Origin of the sequence: Bradyrhizobium sp. F1.4.3 (assembly GCF_040548375.1) — a bacterium.
Classification (GTDB): domain Bacteria; phylum Pseudomonadota; class Alphaproteobacteria; order Rhizobiales; family Xanthobacteraceae; genus Bradyrhizobium.
On the sequence record NZ_JBEPRN010000007.1, the window covers coordinates 21,289 to 37,183 of the forward strand.

The 15,895-nt window shown below is 64.1% G+C and carries 16 protein-coding genes and 1 pseudogene; 8 read left to right on the top strand and 9 right to left on the bottom strand.

The annotated features are described in order from the left end of the window. The first annotated feature begins 74 nt into the window (after positions 1-74). On the top strand, positions 75-293 hold the full coding sequence (locus ABIB73_RS19910) for a hypothetical protein (RefSeq protein WP_354226525.1): 219 nt from the start codon (positions 75-77) through the stop codon (positions 291-293). A gap of 4 nt (positions 294-297) precedes the next feature. Here the strand turns inward: ABIB73_RS19910 and ABIB73_RS19915 are convergent, their stop codons facing one another. Continuing rightward, the gene (locus ABIB73_RS19915; RefSeq protein WP_354226527.1) at positions 298-1,167 is read right to left on the bottom strand and encodes a DUF6537 domain-containing protein; all 870 of its coding nucleotides are present in this window, start codon (positions 1,165-1,167) and stop codon (positions 298-300) included. A 30-nt stretch (positions 1,168-1,197) separates the two neighbouring features. After that, positions 1,198-1,857, bottom strand: coding sequence for a Crp/Fnr family transcriptional regulator (locus tag ABIB73_RS19920; protein ID WP_354226529.1), 660 nt, complete (start codon positions 1,855-1,857; stop codon positions 1,198-1,200). Positions 1,858-2,116: 259 nt separating this feature from the next. Between ABIB73_RS19920 and ABIB73_RS19925 the strand changes: the two genes are divergently transcribed. Both ABIB73_RS19925 and ABIB73_RS19930 read left to right on the top strand, forming a co-directional pair. Next, the gene (locus ABIB73_RS19925; protein ID WP_354226531.1) at positions 2,117-3,226 is read left to right on the top strand and encodes a cyclic nucleotide-gated ion channel; all 1,110 of its coding nucleotides are present in this window, start codon (positions 2,117-2,119) and stop codon (positions 3,224-3,226) included. Positions 3,227-3,238: 12 nt separating this feature from the next. Next, positions 3,239-4,024 (top strand): enoyl-CoA hydratase/isomerase family protein, encoded by a 786-nt coding sequence (locus ABIB73_RS19930; RefSeq protein ID WP_354226533.1) that lies wholly within the window; start codon positions 3,239-3,241, stop codon positions 4,022-4,024. Here the strand turns inward: ABIB73_RS19930 and ABIB73_RS19935 are convergent, their stop codons facing one another. Both ABIB73_RS19935 and ABIB73_RS19940 read right to left on the bottom strand, forming a co-directional pair. Next, a complete protein-coding gene (locus tag ABIB73_RS19935; RefSeq protein WP_354226535.1) occupies positions 4,025-4,459 on the bottom strand; it encodes a DUF6157 family protein in 435 nt (144 codons plus the stop codon). 17 nt (positions 4,460-4,476) lie between these two features. After that, positions 4,477-5,121, bottom strand: coding sequence for a glutathione S-transferase family protein (locus ABIB73_RS19940; RefSeq protein ID WP_354226537.1), 645 nt, complete (start codon positions 5,119-5,121; stop codon positions 4,477-4,479). A gap of 86 nt (positions 5,122-5,207) precedes the next feature. Between ABIB73_RS19940 and ABIB73_RS19945 the strand changes: the two genes are divergently transcribed. Further along, complete coding sequence (locus ABIB73_RS19945) at positions 5,208-6,212, top strand: helix-turn-helix transcriptional regulator (protein WP_354226539.1); 1,005 nt, start codon at positions 5,208-5,210, stop codon at positions 6,210-6,212. Positions 6,213-6,349: 137 nt separating this feature from the next. Further along, positions 6,350-6,583 (top strand): hypothetical protein, encoded by a 234-nt coding sequence (locus ABIB73_RS19950; protein ID WP_354226541.1) that lies wholly within the window; start codon positions 6,350-6,352, stop codon positions 6,581-6,583. Positions 6,584-6,639: 56 nt separating this feature from the next. Here ABIB73_RS19950 and ABIB73_RS19955 read toward each other — a convergent pair whose 3' ends face one another. The 3 genes from ABIB73_RS19955 to ABIB73_RS19965 all read right to left on the bottom strand — a co-directional run bounded on the left by ABIB73_RS19955 (position 6,640) and on the right by ABIB73_RS19965 (position 9,582). Then, positions 6,640-7,587 carry a fatty acid desaturase gene (locus ABIB73_RS19955; RefSeq protein WP_354226543.1) on the bottom strand — a complete coding sequence of 316 codons (948 nt, stop codon included), beginning with the start codon at positions 7,585-7,587 and terminating at the stop codon, positions 6,640-6,642. Between the two features lie 15 nt (positions 7,588-7,602). Beyond that, positions 7,603-8,619 carry an alpha/beta fold hydrolase gene (locus tag ABIB73_RS19960; RefSeq protein WP_354226545.1) on the bottom strand — a complete coding sequence of 339 codons (1,017 nt, stop codon included), beginning with the start codon at positions 8,617-8,619 and terminating at the stop codon, positions 7,603-7,605. 159 nt (positions 8,620-8,778) lie between these two features. Next, positions 8,779-9,582, bottom strand: a complete 804-nt coding sequence (locus ABIB73_RS19965) for an MBL fold metallo-hydrolase (protein WP_354226934.1) — start codon at positions 9,580-9,582, stop codon at positions 8,779-8,781. A gap of 144 nt (positions 9,583-9,726) precedes the next feature. On the opposite strand from ABIB73_RS19965, the gene ABIB73_RS19970 reads away from it, so the two are divergent. Beyond that, the gene (locus ABIB73_RS19970; protein ID WP_354226936.1) at positions 9,727-10,926 is read left to right on the top strand and encodes an MFS transporter; all 1,200 of its coding nucleotides are present in this window, start codon (positions 9,727-9,729) and stop codon (positions 10,924-10,926) included. Positions 10,927-11,105: 179 nt separating this feature from the next. On the opposite strand, the pseudogene ABIB73_RS19975 reads toward ABIB73_RS19970, so the two are convergent. Together ABIB73_RS19975 and ABIB73_RS19980 are read right to left on the bottom strand one after the other, a co-directional pair. Further along, positions 11,106-12,717: pseudogene (locus ABIB73_RS19975) on the bottom strand (acyl-CoA synthetase). A 56-nt stretch (positions 12,718-12,773) separates the two neighbouring features. Next, positions 12,774-13,541: a FadR/GntR family transcriptional regulator gene (locus tag ABIB73_RS19980; protein ID WP_354226547.1), complete on the bottom strand. Its 768-nt coding sequence runs from the start codon at positions 13,539-13,541 to the stop codon at positions 12,774-12,776. 166 nt (positions 13,542-13,707) lie between these two features. On the opposite strand from ABIB73_RS19980, the gene ABIB73_RS19985 reads away from it, so the two are divergent. After that, positions 13,708-14,913, top strand: coding sequence for an ABC transporter substrate-binding protein (locus ABIB73_RS19985; RefSeq protein WP_354226549.1), 1,206 nt, complete (start codon positions 13,708-13,710; stop codon positions 14,911-14,913). Between the two features lie 213 nt (positions 14,914-15,126). Continuing rightward, entirely contained in the window at positions 15,127-15,879 is a 753-nt protein-coding gene (locus ABIB73_RS19990) for a TetR/AcrR family transcriptional regulator (protein ID WP_354226551.1), read from the top strand. Positions 15,880-15,895: the final 16 nt, after the last annotated feature.

Consider the following 15,895-nt stretch of genomic DNA (forward strand, 5'->3'; position numbering starts at 1 on the left):
TGATTCGCCGCCCCGAGCCCGGGAACTCTCCCGACCTGCAACCGTTGGCTCCCGGCACAACCGGAGACCGCACCATGCGTATGCTCCTTCTCATCATCTTGCTGGGAATGCTGGTTGCGGTTGGATACTTCGCCTACTCGGCTATGGCGGTCGAGGGCGAGCCGATTCCGACGGAAGGTTATGTGGCACTGGCGCTGGGCGCGGGGTTCTCCGTGGTTGTCGGCGTCGGCTTGATGCTGCTGCTGTTTTTGAGCAGTCGCCGCGGCTACGACGAGCCGCCCCACTTCAAATAGCCGCTCAGCTCGGCACTGCGTCAGCAGCCACCCCGAGCGCCCGCGCCCGGATCTGGGCGATGGCGCGCTTCAGCGCCGTCTGCCGTCGGTCCGGCTCGGCCGCGGCACGTACGTCGGCCATTGCGTCCGCGAGGTCCCCCAGCGGCAGCGTGCCGTCGAAGGTCGCGAGGCCATCAATGATAGCGTGCCAGTCGGCGAGCCCATGGCGATACGGATCGCCATGACCCGTGATCATGTTGGCGCTGTTGATGATCGCCGGCACTGCCTTCGGCTGCTTGACCAGCGCACGCGAGATCATGTGGAGCCAACGCTCGACCCAGGCGCGCTCCTCGACATAGCGGGTCGAGTACAGCCGCCAGCGTTTGAGCGCGGCTTCGAGCTTGAGACGCCCGATACCGGTCCGGCTCGCGTTCGAGAAACGGATCGAGACCCGTCGGTGGCGCCACCCGATGGCATCGAGAGCATCAAGCACCGGTTCGCCGGCGATCGCCGGGAGCGCCAGGATCAGCTCGTCGAAGCGGAATTTCCTGACCTCGACTGACGCCGGCTTGCCTTCGGCAAGCTCCATCAGCTTCAACTGCGCGATCCGGATCGGATCCTCGTAGGCCATCCGCATCGCCATCAGGCGCGCGATGTCGCACAGCGCGCGGCCGTCGTCATCAAGGCGGCGGACGAAGCGGCAGACCCGGTCGACATAGAGCTGGGCGTAGCTCGTGCCCTGATATTCGATGAGCAGATGAACGCCGTCGCTGACAACACTTGCCGCAGCCTGCGGCAAGCCCTCGGGCAGCAATGGCGGCGTGTCGTCTTCCTCTCCGATGAGGTCCTCGAAGAGATAGCGAAGCGAAGCCAGAATGCCGTCATCGTTCGACACGCGATCAATTTCCTTGGGCGACGCGAGACGTCACGCCGGCTTCGGCGCAGCCGCTGTCGCGGCCGCAAGCCGCTGCTCCAGCGTGTTGAGGTTCTGGAACAGGCGGGCGCTGGAGAGCCGCAGGAAGTAGAAGCCAAAGGCCGGATTCTGCACGTAGAGCTCCTCGACCTTGTTGTATGCGACGCTGAGGATGACGCCGGGCTCGATGCATTCCAGCGTCTGGGTGCGGGTGTTCGACGGCGACAGCATGCCGAGCTCACCGACGATGGCGCCAACCGGCAGATCGATGCCGGATTCGACCAGGCGGAAACGGCCGCTGACGATATAGGCCATGTCCTCGGCCTTCTCGTCCTTGTAGAACAGCACCTCGCCCGCCTTGCACTTGCGCTCGGTCATGAACGGCTTCAGCCAGTCCATCGAGAGATCGGAGTTAACCGACTTGCGGACGTCGCGCATGAGCTGGAGCATCTGGTGCAGGCGATAGCCGTTCAGGGCGAGCACCAGGCTCTGCACGCCGATCACCAGGTAATTGTGCCCGGGGATCGCGGTGGCGATCAGGACGAGGTTGGTGAGGATACCGAACACACGGAGCGGGATCATCGTCCGCATGGTGGTGGTGGCCACCACGAACACCGAGGCGAACAGGGCGCCGGCCGTTCCTGCGTGCTGTGCGATATGTGACGTATCCATCGGGCCAACCAACCTCAAGATGAAAGTAACGGGCTCGCCGGGGCACAAGGCCCTAAGACACCGGCCACGCGGGTCCCATATATGGGTCAATCGGAGGGCTTGTCTGTGATTTAGCCCATTTGACGGACGGATTCCGTCACTCTATCCCGGCCCGGCAAGACCGCCCGCGCCCATCGTTGACGGCCTCCGCCCGGGCGGGCACTTTGGCACTGAGGTCCCAGCCGGGACCGCAAAAATCGAGACCGAGCCGCCGTCCCGTATGTCCAAGCCGATGATTCCCGCTTTGGCCCAGTTCGTGGCCGCCACGGCCGGCCGCAACATGACCAAGGCGGCCTATGTGGCGGTGACCGTCGGCGTGCTCAGCATGGTGCTGCTGACGGTCAGCCCGGCCTATGAGACAGCGCATCGCTGGGTCGATCTCCTGCTGTGGGCCTGCCTCATCTATTTCGTGTTCGAATGGCTGGTCCGGCTGCGCCATATGGCGCGGCAGCAGCGCCTGGCGCTCTACATGTCCTCCTCCGCCGGACTGGTCGATGCGGTCGGGGCGCTGGCCGTGCCGGCCGCGCTGATTCTCGGCGCCGAGCCCAAGACGGCCTGGCTGCTCAGCGTGCTCTGGGTCCTGAAGGTGGTGCCGGGTATTCCCGGCCTGCGCCAGCTCCGCCGCGTGCTGGTGCTGGAATCGGGGCCGCTGCTCAGCGTGCTCGTGATCTTCCTGATGGTGGTCTTCCTCGCCTCCGTCGCCGAATATTTTCTGGAGCGGGACGTGCAGCCGCAGACGTTTGGCAGCGTCCCGGCCGCGCTGTGGTGGGCCGTCGTCACACTGACGACGACCGGCTATGGCGACGTCGTGCCGGTGACGCCGCTCGGCCGCATGGTGGCGGCGCTGGTGATGATCTCCGGCCTCGGCGTATTCGGCCTCTGGACCGGTATTTTGGCGACTGGCTTCGCGGCCGAAACCCGCCGCGACAATTTCCTGAAGACCTGGGAATCCGTCAGCAAGGTGCCGTTCTTCGCCGCGCTCGGGCCTGCGGCCATTGCCGACGTCACCCACATGCTGCGAACCATGGAGCTGCCGGCGCGCACCATGATCATCCGCAAGGGTACCCAGGGCGACTGCATGTATTTCATCGCCGCCGGCGAGGTCGAGGTCGATTTGCCCGGCAAGAAGGTGCAACTCGGCGACGGCGCGTTCTTCGGCGAGATGGCGCTGCTCGGCAACAACATGCGCGGCGCGAATGTCTCGACCACGAAAGTGTCGCGGCTCCTGGTGCTCGACCTCGTCGACTTCCGCGTGCTGATGGCGCGCCACCCCGATCTCGCCGAGACCATCGATGCCGAAGCGAAACGGCGCACACTCGAAAACAGGTAAATGGAGACAAGGATGTCGGATACCGCCGACGCGGCCAGCCCGCCCGTGCTCGAAATTGACGGCGCGCGCGCCACCATCCGCCTCAACCGGCCCAAGCATCTCAACCGGCTCCAGGCCGAAGATCTCGGCGAGCTCGTCAACCTGTTCGACCGGATCGAGGCCGATCCGGCGATCCACGTGCTCGTGCTGACCGGCACGGGGCGTGCCTTCTCCGCCGGCTATGATCTCAACTCGGTCGCCGAGCGCGCGGTCAGCGCCAACGAACAACAGAGCGCGGGCTCGGCCTTCGAGGTGGTCGTCAACCGGCTGGAGGATTTGGGCGTCCCCACGATCTGCCGGCTCAACGGCGGCGTCTATGGCGGCTCGACCGATCTCGCGCTTGCCTGCGATTTCCGCATCGGTGTCGACACGGCCGAGATGTTCATGCCGGCGGCGCGGCTCGGGCTGCATTATTACAGGAGCGGCATCAAACGCTACGTGACCCGGCTCGGAGCCGACAATGCGAAGAAGCTGTTCCTGACGGCGCAAAAGATCAGCGCCCCGGAGATGCTGCGGATCGGCTATCTCACCGCCATGGTGGCGGTGGAATTTCTGGACGAAGAGATCGACAAGCTCGCCGCGATCCTCGCCGGCAACGCGCCGCAGGCGATGCGCGGCATGAAGCGCGCCATCAACGAATTCGCCCGCGGCGAGCTAGATGAACCCGCCGCCGACCAGCGTCATCGCGACAGCATGCGCGGCGACGAGATCAAGGAAGGCATCAAGGCGTTTGCGGAGAAGCGGGCGCCAAAATTCTGATCACGCCCGCTTCGACCGCATCGCGCGCACCTGCGTGAGCTTGGGATCGCGGACGAGCGCCTGGTAGCGTTTGCTGTCGATGGCGTAGATCGCGATCCGGCCCTCACTGTCGGCATGAACGCCCCAGCCGAAGCGCTTGCCCAGGCTCGACGCCCTCATGCACGCCTGCCCCCGGGAGAAGAACGCTTCACGGGCCGCATGCTTCTCCGCTTTCGTCGCCTTCACATCGAGCTCGCGTCCCGGCGCAGACGTCGCGAAGATCACGTCGTCGGATGTGTATTTGTAGGGCGCCTTGGCGATCATCCCGTATTGCAGGCACGCCACCGTCGGCTTTCCCCCGCGGAGCGGCGGCTCCTCGCCAGTACGCGCGGGACAGTCTTCAGCAACCCGGATGAAGGTGTTGAAGCAGTTGGTCGTGTGCATCGGTTTCGTCATCTGCAACCCTGGATCATTCAACCACTAGTGGCCGCGGCATGCTGGGCGGCCATCTCATCGTCGGCGGCATTGATCCGCTGGAACGCAGGACGCGACGTAATCCGCTCGGAATAACGAACGAATACGTCTTTCTTCGGCACGATCCCGAACATCATCGTCCAACTGAACGCGACACCCCACAAGATATCCGCGCTCGTCATGCGCTCGCCGAGCAGATACGGTCCTTTCGACAGCTGCGCCTCGAGCGCGCCCAGCATGGTGTCGTAATCAGCATAGGGCGATTGCGTGATCGGCGCCGGCTCGCGCTGCATGAACTTGTCGATCAGGGCCGGCTCGAAAGACGCGCCGTAATAAGCGATCCAGCGCAAATAAGGACCGCGCAGCGGATCGCTCAGCGCAGGCGCGAGGCCGGCCTGCGGAAACAGATCGGCGAGATAGATGTAGATCGCGACCTGCTCGGTCACGAGCGCCTCGCCATGGCGGATGGCCGGCACCTTGCCGAGCGGATTGATGGCTAGGTAGGCGGGCTTGCGCTGCTCGCCCGCCTTCATGTTGAGGACATGCAGATCGTAGGGCGCGCCCAACTCCTCCAGCAGCACCCGCGTGCCGGTGGCGCGGCTTTGCGGCGAATAAAACAGCGTGACGCGGTTCGGATCGGTCATGGCGGGTCTCCCATCTGGCGGCTGGCGATGGCGCGCTTGTAGCCGACCATACCTGACATCTTATGTCAGGTATGGTTTAAGAGACCATGCGCGCGAGCCGGATGCTGTCGATCCTCACCACTCTCCAGGCCAAGGGGCAGGTCACTGCGCCAGAGCTTGCGGAGGCCTGCGAGGTGTCGGTGCGCACGATCTACCGCGACATCGACGCGCTCGCGGCATCCGGCGTCCCTGTTTATGCCGACCGTGGCGCCGAGGGCGGCTATCGCCTGCTCGACGGCTACCGGGTGCGGCTGAACGGATTGTCGCAGAGCGAGGCGGAAGCGCTGTTCCTCACGGGATTGCCGGGCCCGGCTGCGGCGCTCGGACTCGACGCGGCGATGATCGCCGCCCAGAACAAGCTGATGGCAGCACTGCCCGCCCATCTGCGTCAGGATGCCGGCCGAATGCAGGAGCGTTTTCACCTGGACGCACCCGGCTGGTTCGGCGAAGCGGAGGAGCCGAAACATCTGCGCGCCATCGCTGGCGCGGCTTTGCGCGGAACGCTGATCAAGATCCGCTACCAGAGTTGGCGCGCGGAGAAGCAGCGCCTGGTCGCCCCGCTCGGCCTCGTGCTGAAGGGCGGCAGCTGGTATCTGGCAGGGCAAGTCGACGGCAGCGTGCGCACCTATCGCGTCGCGCGCGTGCTCGACTGCACCGCGCTCGACGACCGCTTCGATCGTCCCGCCGATTTCGATCTCGCCGCCTATTGGCAGACCGCCACGTTCCGTCTCGAGGCCGAGATGCATCCCAATGTCGCGATCGTGCGGCTGTCGCCGTTCGGCGTCAAACTGCTGGACGCGCTGAGCCAGCCTTATGTCAGAGCGCGCACGCAGCTTGAAGAGACCGCCGACGCGGACGGCTGGCGTATTGCCAGAGTGCCGACCGGCAAGACGTCGTGGCACGCCGCTGCCGAATTGCTGCGGCTCGGGCCCGAAGCCGAGGTGCTGGAACCACCCGATCTCCGCGAGAAGATGGCAGAGCTGGCGCAGGCGATGGCCGCGCGCTATCGCGCGTCGTCGCAGGCCGCGGAGCCGACGGCGCGGAAAGCCTGACGACGGCGCATACTGCCGCTCCCCACGAAACACTCCTGAAACACGATTCTCCAGACGCCTCATGAACGCGTTCGCGCTTCGACCCGACCGAGATGCAGGGACACAACAACGGCTTCGCGCCACACTGGAGAATGAAGATGTTTCGTAAGTTCGCACTCGGTCTGATCGCTGCCGGCTCGCTCGGCGTCGCCGCTCTCGCGCCCAGCGCCGCCTCGGCCCACGGCTTCCACCATTACTGGGGTCCCCGTTGGGGCTTTGGCGGCCTCTACGTCAACACCGGCGTCAGCAACTGCTACCAAGAGCGCGCCGTCCAGACCCGCCACGGCGTGCGCGTGCGCGTCGTGAATGTCTGCGCCTACGGGATCTACTGAGATCAGACGTCCACGACAACGCCCCGATCGCACCGCGATCGGGGCTTTGCGTTCAGCTACCCCACCTGCCGATGCCGGCGAAACCAGGCCCAGGTCTCACGCGTGGTCGCGATGTAGCCGCGGCCGCGATGGACGATCTCGCCGTCGACGATGTCGTTGAGTTTCGGCAGCGCGTGAAACGGGATCGACGGATAGGCGTGGTGCTCGACGTGATAGGGCATGTTCCACGCGATCCATTTGACGATCGCGCCGGTATAGGTGGTGCGGGTGTTCTCGAAGGCGCTGCGGGTGCGCTCGCAGCCGGTGTGCTCGGCATAGAGATAGGGCCGCAGAAAAAACTGCCCGATGATCAGCGGCACGATCCAGACCCACAGCAACAGGGCCGAAGAGAACCACAGCGACAGCGCGAGCAGCAGGACGTAAAGTCCGGCATAGGCGCGTGCTTCGGTCACGATGGTGGCGTGTTTGGTCTCGGGAATCCAGGGCACGATGACCTTGCCGGTGACGGCATGGCCGAGCATCAGCCGGAGCCGGCCGGCGACCTGAAGCAGGCCACTATAGGCCATCGCGAGCTGCGTGTCCGATGTCGGCTTGACGCCGACGATCAGCTCCGGGTCCTTGTCCGGATCCTGGGTGTAGCGATGATGATCCCAGTGAAACAGGCAGTAATATTCGTAAGGCAAACCGATGATGAAAGCGGAGAGATAACCGACCGCAAGATTGAGGCCGCGACTTTTGAACGCGGTCTTGTGCGCGGTTTCGTGCACCGCCATGAACAGGAAGGCGACGAAATAGCCCTGCACCGCCATCAGCGGCACCGCCCAGAGGACGCCATAGCTCGCAGCGACCTTCCAGATCAGTACGCCGGCCATCACGATGACGCCGTAATGACCGAGGCTTTGCGCGGCCCCCCTGAGGTTGGAGCGAACGGACAATTCTCGCAGCATCGTCGGTGTCAGCGGCTTCAGGCGATGGCCGTTCTCTGAAACGATTGCGTCAGTCATGATCGGATGCCTGCCCTATCTACTGAGGAGCTCTGCGATCTCGGCCTTGAGGAAGGCGTGATCGCGCGGATTGCTGACGGGATTGCCGGCGCGGTGGCCGTGGAGCGACGGGATCGGATGCAGCAGCGCGGACTTCGCGCTGACCAGCTTGCCGAGCTCGTCTTCGTTGTCGCGCACGTCGAAATAGCGATCGGTCGCGCCCGGCATCAGCAGCATATGCGCCTTGACCGCCGCAAGCGCGCGATCGAAATCGCCGCCGAATTCATCGCAGCGGCTGATGTCGCCAGCTTGCCAGATGCTGATCTGCGCGAGGAGATCATTGGCGTCGCGCCGGGCAAAGGTCGCATCCCAGGCGCGGACGAGATAGTCCTCGAGCGAGGTGAATCCGGCCTCGCGCCAGATCTCGTCGCGATAAAAACCGTGCGACATCGCCCAGCCGGCATAGACCCGCCCCATCGCGCGAAAGCCCGCAACCGGCCTCTCGACGAAGCGGCCGTCGCGGAAGGCGGGATCGGCGGTGAGCGCGGCCTTCACGCCTTCGAGAAAGACGTGGTTGTAGGGCGCGCAACGCGCACTGCCGCAGACGACAGCGGCGCGCTCGACCATATCGGGGTAACAGGCCGCCCAGTGATAGGCCTGCATGCCGCCCATCGACCACCCATAGACCAGCGCGAGCCTTGAGATACCGAAGCGTTCTGCGAGCAGGCGGCGCTGGGCGGCGATGGCATCGTGATAGGTGAGCTGCGGGAACGGCGTGATGGAATTCGACGGCGACGACGACAGGCCGTTGCCGAACAGGTTCGGGATGACGATGAAGTAACGCTCGGGATCGAGCACACCACCGGGCTGGATCAGCCACTCCGTGTCGTAATGCTGCGCGCTAAACGAGGTCGGGTAGAGAATGACGTTGTCCTTGGCCGGGCTCAGCGTGCCGAAGGTCTTGTAAGCAAGCCTCACGCCGGGGAAGACGGTGCCGGATTGAAGCGTGATGTCGCCCGCTTCGAAGATCTCGTAATCGCTTTGCGCAATCATGCGCTCAACTCCGGCTCATGCGGCCGCAGAACGCGCCGCTGGTTCAACGATGCATCGATCGTGCCGAACCAGCAAACGCACCGTTGCGTCGCGCTTCATAACTGTACCAATAGTACAGTTATTAGATAAGGGCAAGGAGAATTCAGGGTGCCGCGAGGCTCAGGCGATCGCCGCGATATATCGCGTCGCCGACGCGGCGAACGCAGCCTTGGCACCGGCAGCAATGTTGCGGCCCCACCAGGCACCATAAATTCGGTCGAAGGCGAGCGGGTCGACGGCGGCCACGATCCGCCGCACCGCGGCGGCGTTGAGCGGCATGTAGTTCGGATAGGAGTACATGAAGCTGACGAAGCGGCGGTCCATCGTCACCTGCGCAACGTCGCCGGTGAGCAGTGCGCCCTCGCCGCCGGCACCGTGCGCATAGTGCAGCATGGTGGCGCCGGCGAAGTGACCGCCGGTGCGCAGCAGCAGCACATCGTCGGAAAGGCGATGGCTGTCCCCGGCCCAATGCACGATCGAGGCACACGGCCGCGTCACCCATTGGCGATCATCCGCGTGCAGATAGACCGGCACGCCGCCGAATACCTCGCTCCAGTCGGCGAGAGCGCCATAATAGTGCGGATGCGAGATCGCGATCGCGTTGAGACCGCCCAGCGAACGGACATGCGCGATCGCTTCCGGCGTCGCCAGCGGTATGCAATCCCACATCATGCAGCCGTCGCCCAGCGGCACCAGCAGCGCGCGCTGGCCAATGGCGAAGTTCGGCTCGAGTGCGAGGCCGGTCAGGCCGAGATCGTCGCGCCAGACGAGGCGATGGCTCTCAGCCAACGCCTCGCGCGTGAGGAAGGTTTGCCCCTTCCAATTCACATATTGCCGCTCATCCTCGCAGATCGCACACGCCGCGGGCGGATTTCCGCTGTCGGGGAATTGCGCGCCACAGGTTTCGCAGGTCCAGAGGGGCATGGTTGTCATCCAGCTATCGCATGTACGATCGGAACCAACGCGATGAGCGCAGGTTACGTTCTGGTCAGCGCCGGCACAATGGGCCGGCAATCTTCGCGTCGGGCGAGATCCTATTCGATCGACAGGAACACTTTCAGCGTCTCGATGACATCGCGCCCCTCCTCGCCCCGCCTCTGGCCCCTGTACGCAGTCAATTTCTTCATGGCCGACATGCAGTCGGGCATCGGGCCGTTTGTCGGCGTCTTCCTCCAGGAGCGCGGCTGGGCGAGCGGATTGATCGGCACGGCGATGACGATCGGCAATGTCGCGGGGATGCTGGTCACGACGCCGATCGGCGGCTTTATCGATTCCAGCCGCAACAAGCGTTTTTGGGTTGTCATCCCCGGCATCTGCGTGGTGCTCGCGTCCGCGATCATCCTGATCTCGCAAAATTTCTGGGCGGTGACGTTCTCGCAGGTCGCGCAATCGCTGGCGAGCGCCGCGATCGTTCCGGCGGTGACCGGCATCACGCTCGGCATCGCCAAACAAAAGGGCTTCAATGCGCTGAACGGGCGCAACCAGGCGTTCAACCATGCTGGCAACATGGTCGGCGCGGCATTGTCAGGCTACCTCGGCTACAAATTCGGCTATGTCACCGTGTTCGTCCTCGCAGCGGTGTTTGGTGCCATCGCGGTCGCCTGCGTACTGATGATTCCGGCGAAATCGATCGACGACCACGCCGCCCGTGGCGGCAAGGAGGACGATCCCGACAGTCCGCCGAGCGGCCTGTCCATCCTCTTCAAGCACAAGCCGCTGCTCGTGCTGGCACTCGCGCTGGCGATCTTCCATCTCGGCAATGCCGCGATCGTTCCGCTCTATGGCCTCGCGGCCGTCGCGGAAGCCCAGGCCAATGGCCCGAGTTTCGTGGCGACGACGGTGGTGATTGCACAGGGCGTGATGATCGCGACCTCGCTGATCGGCATGCAGGTCGCGGGCAAACGCAACTACTGGCCGGTGATCCTGGTCTCGTTCATGTGCCTGCCTGTCCGTGGCATGCTTGCCTTCTTCGTCACGGGATGGTGGGGCGTCGTACCGATGCAGGTGCTCGACGGCATCGGCACCGGACTTCAGACGGTCGCCGTCCCCGGCATAGTGGCGCGCTCGCTCAACGGCACCGGCCGGATCAATCTCGGCCAGGGCGCCGTGATCACGGTGCAAGGCATCGGCGCAAGCTTAAGTCCCGCGCTCGGCGGCTGGATCGCGGAGTGGGTCGGCTACAGCCCGACCTTCCTGCTGCTCGGCGGCTTCGGGCTGGCGTCGATGGCGCTATGGCTGGCGTTCGGCGCACACGTGAAAAAGTATTGAGATCGAGGTCCTCCCCTCTCCCCGTTCTTACGGGGAGAGGGCTGGGGTGAGGGGCTGCTTCCACAATAACGGTGAAAGACGAACGCGCGGAGCCCCCCTCACCCGCCGCGCTTCGCGCGTCGGCCTCTGCCCGCAAGCGGGGAGAGGCGAAGGATGCCGCGTCATGCGAAACAAACGCGTCACGTCCCAAAATTCTTCTGGATCGCCTTGTCGAGCGTCTCGCCGCCGACAAAACGCTGGCGCAGTTCGCGCTTGAGCAGCTTGCCGCTCGGGTTCTTCGGCAGGCTGTCGACGAAGATGACGCGCTTGGGCACCTTGAAATGCGCCATCTGGCCGGCGCAATGCTTGATCACGGCATCCTCGTCGAGCTTCTCGCCGGACTTGACCACGACGATCGCGGTGACGGCCTCGATCCAGCGCGGATCGGGCAGGCCGACGACGGCGACCTCCGAGACCGCGGGGATGCGATAGACCATCTCCTCCACCTCGCGGCTCGCGACATTCTCGCCGCCGGTCTTGATCATGTCCTTGACGCGGTCGACCACGGGTGTGGCCCTCGGCATCGACGGTAGCGAGATCGCCGGAATGAAACCAGCCGCCGGAGAACGCCGCCGCGGTCTTGACGGGATCGTTGTAATAGCCGGACAACAGGTGCGGCGAACGGTGCACGATCTCGCCGACCTCACCGACCTTGACATCCTCCATTGCGACGTTGACCACGCGCGTCTCGACATTGAGCACGGGCTTGCCGGCGGAGCCGGCCTTGCGGAGTTGGTCCTCGGGGCGCAGCACGGTCGCGAGCGGCGCGATCTCGGTCTGGCCGTAGAAATTCCAGAACTTGACGTTCGGCAGGCGGCGCTGGAGCTCGAGCAGGACTTCGACCGGCATGATCGAGGCGCCGTAATAGCCCTTCTGCAAGGTCGACAGATCGGTCTTGTCGAAGTTCGGCGAGCGCAGCATCGCGATCCAGATCGTCGGCGGCGCAAAGAACGACGTGATCTTGTGCGCCTGGATCAGCGCCAGAATATTGTCGGCAGTCGGCTTGCCCGTGATCACGCCCGAGGCGCCGAGATAGACTTGCGGCCCCAGGAACACGTCGAGTTGGGCGCAGTGATAGAGCGGCAGCGCATGCAGATATTTATCATCTACGCTCATGCCGCCGTCGATGATGCAGCTGACATACTGCCACATCACGGCCTCATGGGTCAGCGTCGCGCCCTTCGGCAGCGATTCCGTGCCGCTGGTGTAGACGATCTGCGCGAGATCGCGGCTGTCGACGGAAGCCTCCAGGAACGAGCTGTCGGCGGCGAGGAGATCGTCGAAGGTGGTGAGGCCCGCGGGCGCGGTGGCGGGATCCTCGCCCGGCAGCCAGATCATCTTCTCGACCGCGCAATCCCTGGCGCTTGCGACGCGCGCGGCCTCGACGAAATCGGGTCCGGCCGCGAGCAGCTTTGCGCCGGAGCTCTTCAGGATGAAATTGATCTCGTCCGGATTGAGCATGAAGTTGATCGGCACCAGCACGGCGCCGATCCGCGCCACCGCGAAGCGCAGCGCCGCAAAGGCGTGCGAGTTGCGCGAGAGTACGGCGAGACGGTCGCCCTTCTTGACGCCGAGGCCGAGCAGACCTCGCCCGAGCCGGTTGCAGATCGCGTCCATCTCGGCGAACGTCCAGCTGACGCTGCCGCAGCTCACCGCCAGCTTGTTTGGCTCGCGGCTGCCTGCGCGGCGCAGGAGATCGCCGATGGAGTGCTCGCGCGCTTTCGAGATGGTGGCTGCGATGTCGCCGGTCATATGTCCCTCCGTTTGATGTCTCTGTTTTTTTTAAATTGATTTGAAGTCGTGGAGCGCTATCTGCGCCGGGCCGCCTGCGCGTGCTCCATGTACATGTGCTCGACCGACCGATCGAGCGAAGCGATCTTCTCGAAACCGCGCCGCCAGTCCTGCAAGTGCCTACGGGTCCAGAGCACACCGGCCTCGCGGTCGCGGCGGCGGATCGCCTCGATGAGATGGCGGTGCGCGGCGACGAGGCGCGGGCCGCCTTCGACGACGCCAGTCACGATCATCTCGGTGGTCGGATAGAACAATTGCGCCGCCGGCTCGCGCGCGAGCTGCAGCACACGGTTCTGCGAGGCCTTTGCGACCAGAACGTGGAATTCGGCATCGCATTCGGCAAGCATCGCGGGATCGCCGACCACCGCCTCGCTGCGCGCAAGATTGTCGCTCAGCTCTGCAAGGTTTTCTTCCGTCGCGCGCTCCACCGCGCCTTCGATGCTAGCCACCTCCAGTGTCATCGAAGCCTCGTAGAGCTCGCGGAAGGTCACCTCGTGCAGGACCAACGCGCGGCTGAGGCGGCTTGCCAGCTTGGTGTAGCGCGGCAGGCAGGCGTGCAGCCGGCGCGAGGAATCGCGACGGATCAGCCCACCCTCCTCCAGCACACGAATGCCTTCCCGGATGGTCGAGCGGTTGACGCCGAACTGCCGCACCAGCTCGTGCTCAGTGCCGATTGGATCGCCAGGCTTGATACGGCCGTTGACGATCTCACGTTCGATCGCGTCGGCGACCTTCTGATAGGCCGGCGCGACATCGATCGGACGGAAGAGCGGTGCGAGGGGCAAGGATCGTCTCCGATGGCGATTGTCGGACAAACTATAGGAACCGTCTCTGAAGACGTCAAACTGCGTCACTGATGCCGCAGATGCAACAAATTGACTCCTGCGGAACCCAGCCCTAACTTTGTCGGACAAAGGGGCAGCATAGTCCCGCACAAGAGGAAACGTACCCATGAGACCTATCGCAGCACTCGTGTCTGCGGCCGGCTTGTTGTCGGCTGTCCTGATCGCCCCCGCTCTCGCCCAGCAGACCCCGCTCAAGATCGGCGTGCTCTCCGATTTCTCCTCCGTTTATTCCGACATTGGAGGCCAGGGGAATGTCGAGGCCACCAAGATGGCGATCGAGGACTTTGGCGGGCAGATGTTCGGCAAGCCGATCGACATGGTCTCCGCCGACGTGCTCAACAAGCCCGACGTCGCCTCCACCATCGCCCGCAAATGGTGGGAGACCGAAGGCGTTGACATGATCATCGACCTGCCGACCTCGGCCACAGCGCTTGCGGTGATGGAGCTGTCGAAGCAGTACGAGAAGATCATGATCGTGACGGATGCGGCGAGCTCCGACATCACCGGAAAATCCTGCTCACCCTACACCGCGCACTGGACCTACGACACCTATTCCAACGCTCACACCGTCGGCAGCGCCATCGTCAAGAACGGCGGCGACAGCTGGTTCTTTCTCACTGCCGACTACGTGTTCGGCCATTCCATCGAGCGCGACACCGGCGATGTGGTGAGGGCGTCGGGCGGCAAGGTGCTCGGCAGCGTCAAGCATCCACTCAACACCGCGGACTTCTCGTCCTTCCTGCTCCAGGCCCAGGCCTCCAAGGCCAAGATCATCGGGCTTGCCAATGGCGGCGGCGACACCATCAACGCGATCAAGCAGGCCGGCGAGTTCGGCATCGTCGCCGGCGGCCAGAACCTGGCTGCGATCGTGATGTTCATCTCCGACGTGCACAGCCTCGGGCTCAAGCTCGCGCAGGGGCTGATCATCACCGAGGCCTATTACTGGGATCTCAACGACAAGACCCGCGCCTTCGGCAAGCGTTTCATGGAGCGCGTCAAGCGTATGCCGACGATGAACCAGGCCGCGACCTACAGCGCGACGCTGCATTACCTGAAAGCGGTCCAGGCCGCCGGCACCAGGGATACCAAGACCGTGATGACGAAGATGCGCGAGCTACCGGTGAAGGATGCTTTCACCGACAACGGCAGCTTGCGCGAAGACGGCCGCATGGTGCACAGCATGTACCTGTTCCAGGTGAAGAAGCCCGAAGAATCCAAGGGCCCGTGGGACTATTACAAGCTGCTCGCGGAGGTGCCCGGCGACCAGGCGTTCCGACCGCTGAAGGATGGCGGCTGCCCGCTGGTGAAGTAAGGTTTGCACCTGTCATGGACCTGCCTCCCGTCGCGGAGCAGGTCCAGACATAGCATGGCGCGGAAAAAGCGAGCGAGCGCTCTCTCAGAAAATCTGCTCCGACCCCTTTCCCGACAGCCACGCTCTGCGGTAGGAATGACGACAAGGGCGCAAAGCCCACGCCCGGATCAATAACAACGCCAAAAGGTCCGGGACGAAATTTGGGGAGGCAGCGTGAATCTCGCGCGCCAACGACGTTGGACGAACGCGTTCTCGACAGAAGCGCTGTGCACGCGCATTCTGGAACGTCATCGCGCCTCGATCCGCGTGCAGAAGCCGCGTCTCGCCGTCACAAATCTCGCACGCATCATCGGCGCTACCCTCACGCTCTCCAACAAGCAGGGCTTTCACGCGACAACGCTGCGCCAGCTTGCGGAGGCCTCCGGCCTCAGCATGGGCGGCCTCTATACCTATATCGACAGCAAACCCAGGCTGCTGTCGATGATTCTCGGTGAGGTCGCGGCAACGGCGACCGAGGTGCTGACGGCGCCTCCCGACGACGTCAGGAGTGACGCCCACAAGCACCTCGACTGGATCATCGCGACCCACATTCGCATGAGCGAGGCGATGCAGCCCTGGTTCGTGTTCGCCTTCATGGAGGCGAAGTCGTTTCCGCCGGCGGAACGTCAGCGCGCGATCGACATGGAAGCCACGACCGAGAAGATCATCGCGGACGTTCTCAAGCAAGGCGTCGCCAGCGGTGACTTTACGATCGACCATGTCAGGCTGACGGCGTCGTTGATCAAGCCGCTACTGCAGGACTGGTACGTGAAACGCGCCAAATATCGCAAACGCGGCACGTCGATCGACGGATACATCGATGGCGTCGGCAACTTCGTGAGCGCCGCCTTGTCGAGCGGCAACCGCATCAATGGACGCAAGCCCGCCGGGGTGCGCTCGAGGCCAAAGCAGATGGCGCACCCATAGAACGCAGGAAGGACCA

Excerpts from the sequence above, each read along its gene's own strand:
- ABIB73_RS19970 (WP_354226936.1), top strand. The coding sequence starts at position 9,727 with ATGACATCGCGCCCCTCCTCGCCCCGCCTCTGGCCCCTGTACGCAGTC.
- ABIB73_RS19935 (WP_354226535.1), bottom strand. The coding sequence starts at position 4,459 with ATGACGAAACCGATGCACACGACCAACTGCTTCAACACCTTCATCCGG.
- ABIB73_RS19950 (WP_354226541.1), top strand. The coding sequence starts at position 6,350 with ATGTTTCGTAAGTTCGCACTCGGTCTGATCGCTGCCGGCTCGCTCGGC.
- ABIB73_RS19945 (WP_354226539.1), top strand. The coding sequence starts at position 5,208 with ATGCGCGCGAGCCGGATGCTGTCGATCCTCACCACTCTCCAGGCCAAG.
- ABIB73_RS19965 (WP_354226934.1), bottom strand. The coding sequence starts at position 9,582 with ATGCCCCTCTGGACCTGCGAAACCTGTGGCGCGCAATTCCCCGACAGC.
- ABIB73_RS19985 (WP_354226549.1), top strand. The coding sequence starts at position 13,708 with ATGAGACCTATCGCAGCACTCGTGTCTGCGGCCGGCTTGTTGTCGGCT.
- ABIB73_RS19960 (WP_354226545.1), bottom strand. The coding sequence starts at position 8,619 with ATGATTGCGCAAAGCGATTACGAGATCTTCGAAGCGGGCGACATCACG.
- ABIB73_RS19940 (WP_354226537.1), bottom strand. The coding sequence starts at position 5,121 with ATGACCGATCCGAACCGCGTCACGCTGTTTTATTCGCCGCAAAGCCGC.
- ABIB73_RS19910 (WP_354226525.1), top strand. The coding sequence starts at position 75 with ATGCGTATGCTCCTTCTCATCATCTTGCTGGGAATGCTGGTTGCGGTT.
- ABIB73_RS19920 (WP_354226529.1), bottom strand. The coding sequence starts at position 1,857 with ATGGATACGTCACATATCGCACAGCACGCAGGAACGGCCGGCGCCCTG.
- ABIB73_RS19925 (WP_354226531.1), top strand. The coding sequence starts at position 2,117 with ATGTCCAAGCCGATGATTCCCGCTTTGGCCCAGTTCGTGGCCGCCACG.
- ABIB73_RS19930 (WP_354226533.1), top strand. The coding sequence starts at position 3,239 with ATGTCGGATACCGCCGACGCGGCCAGCCCGCCCGTGCTCGAAATTGAC.
- ABIB73_RS19955 (WP_354226543.1), bottom strand. The coding sequence starts at position 7,587 with ATGACTGACGCAATCGTTTCAGAGAACGGCCATCGCCTGAAGCCGCTG.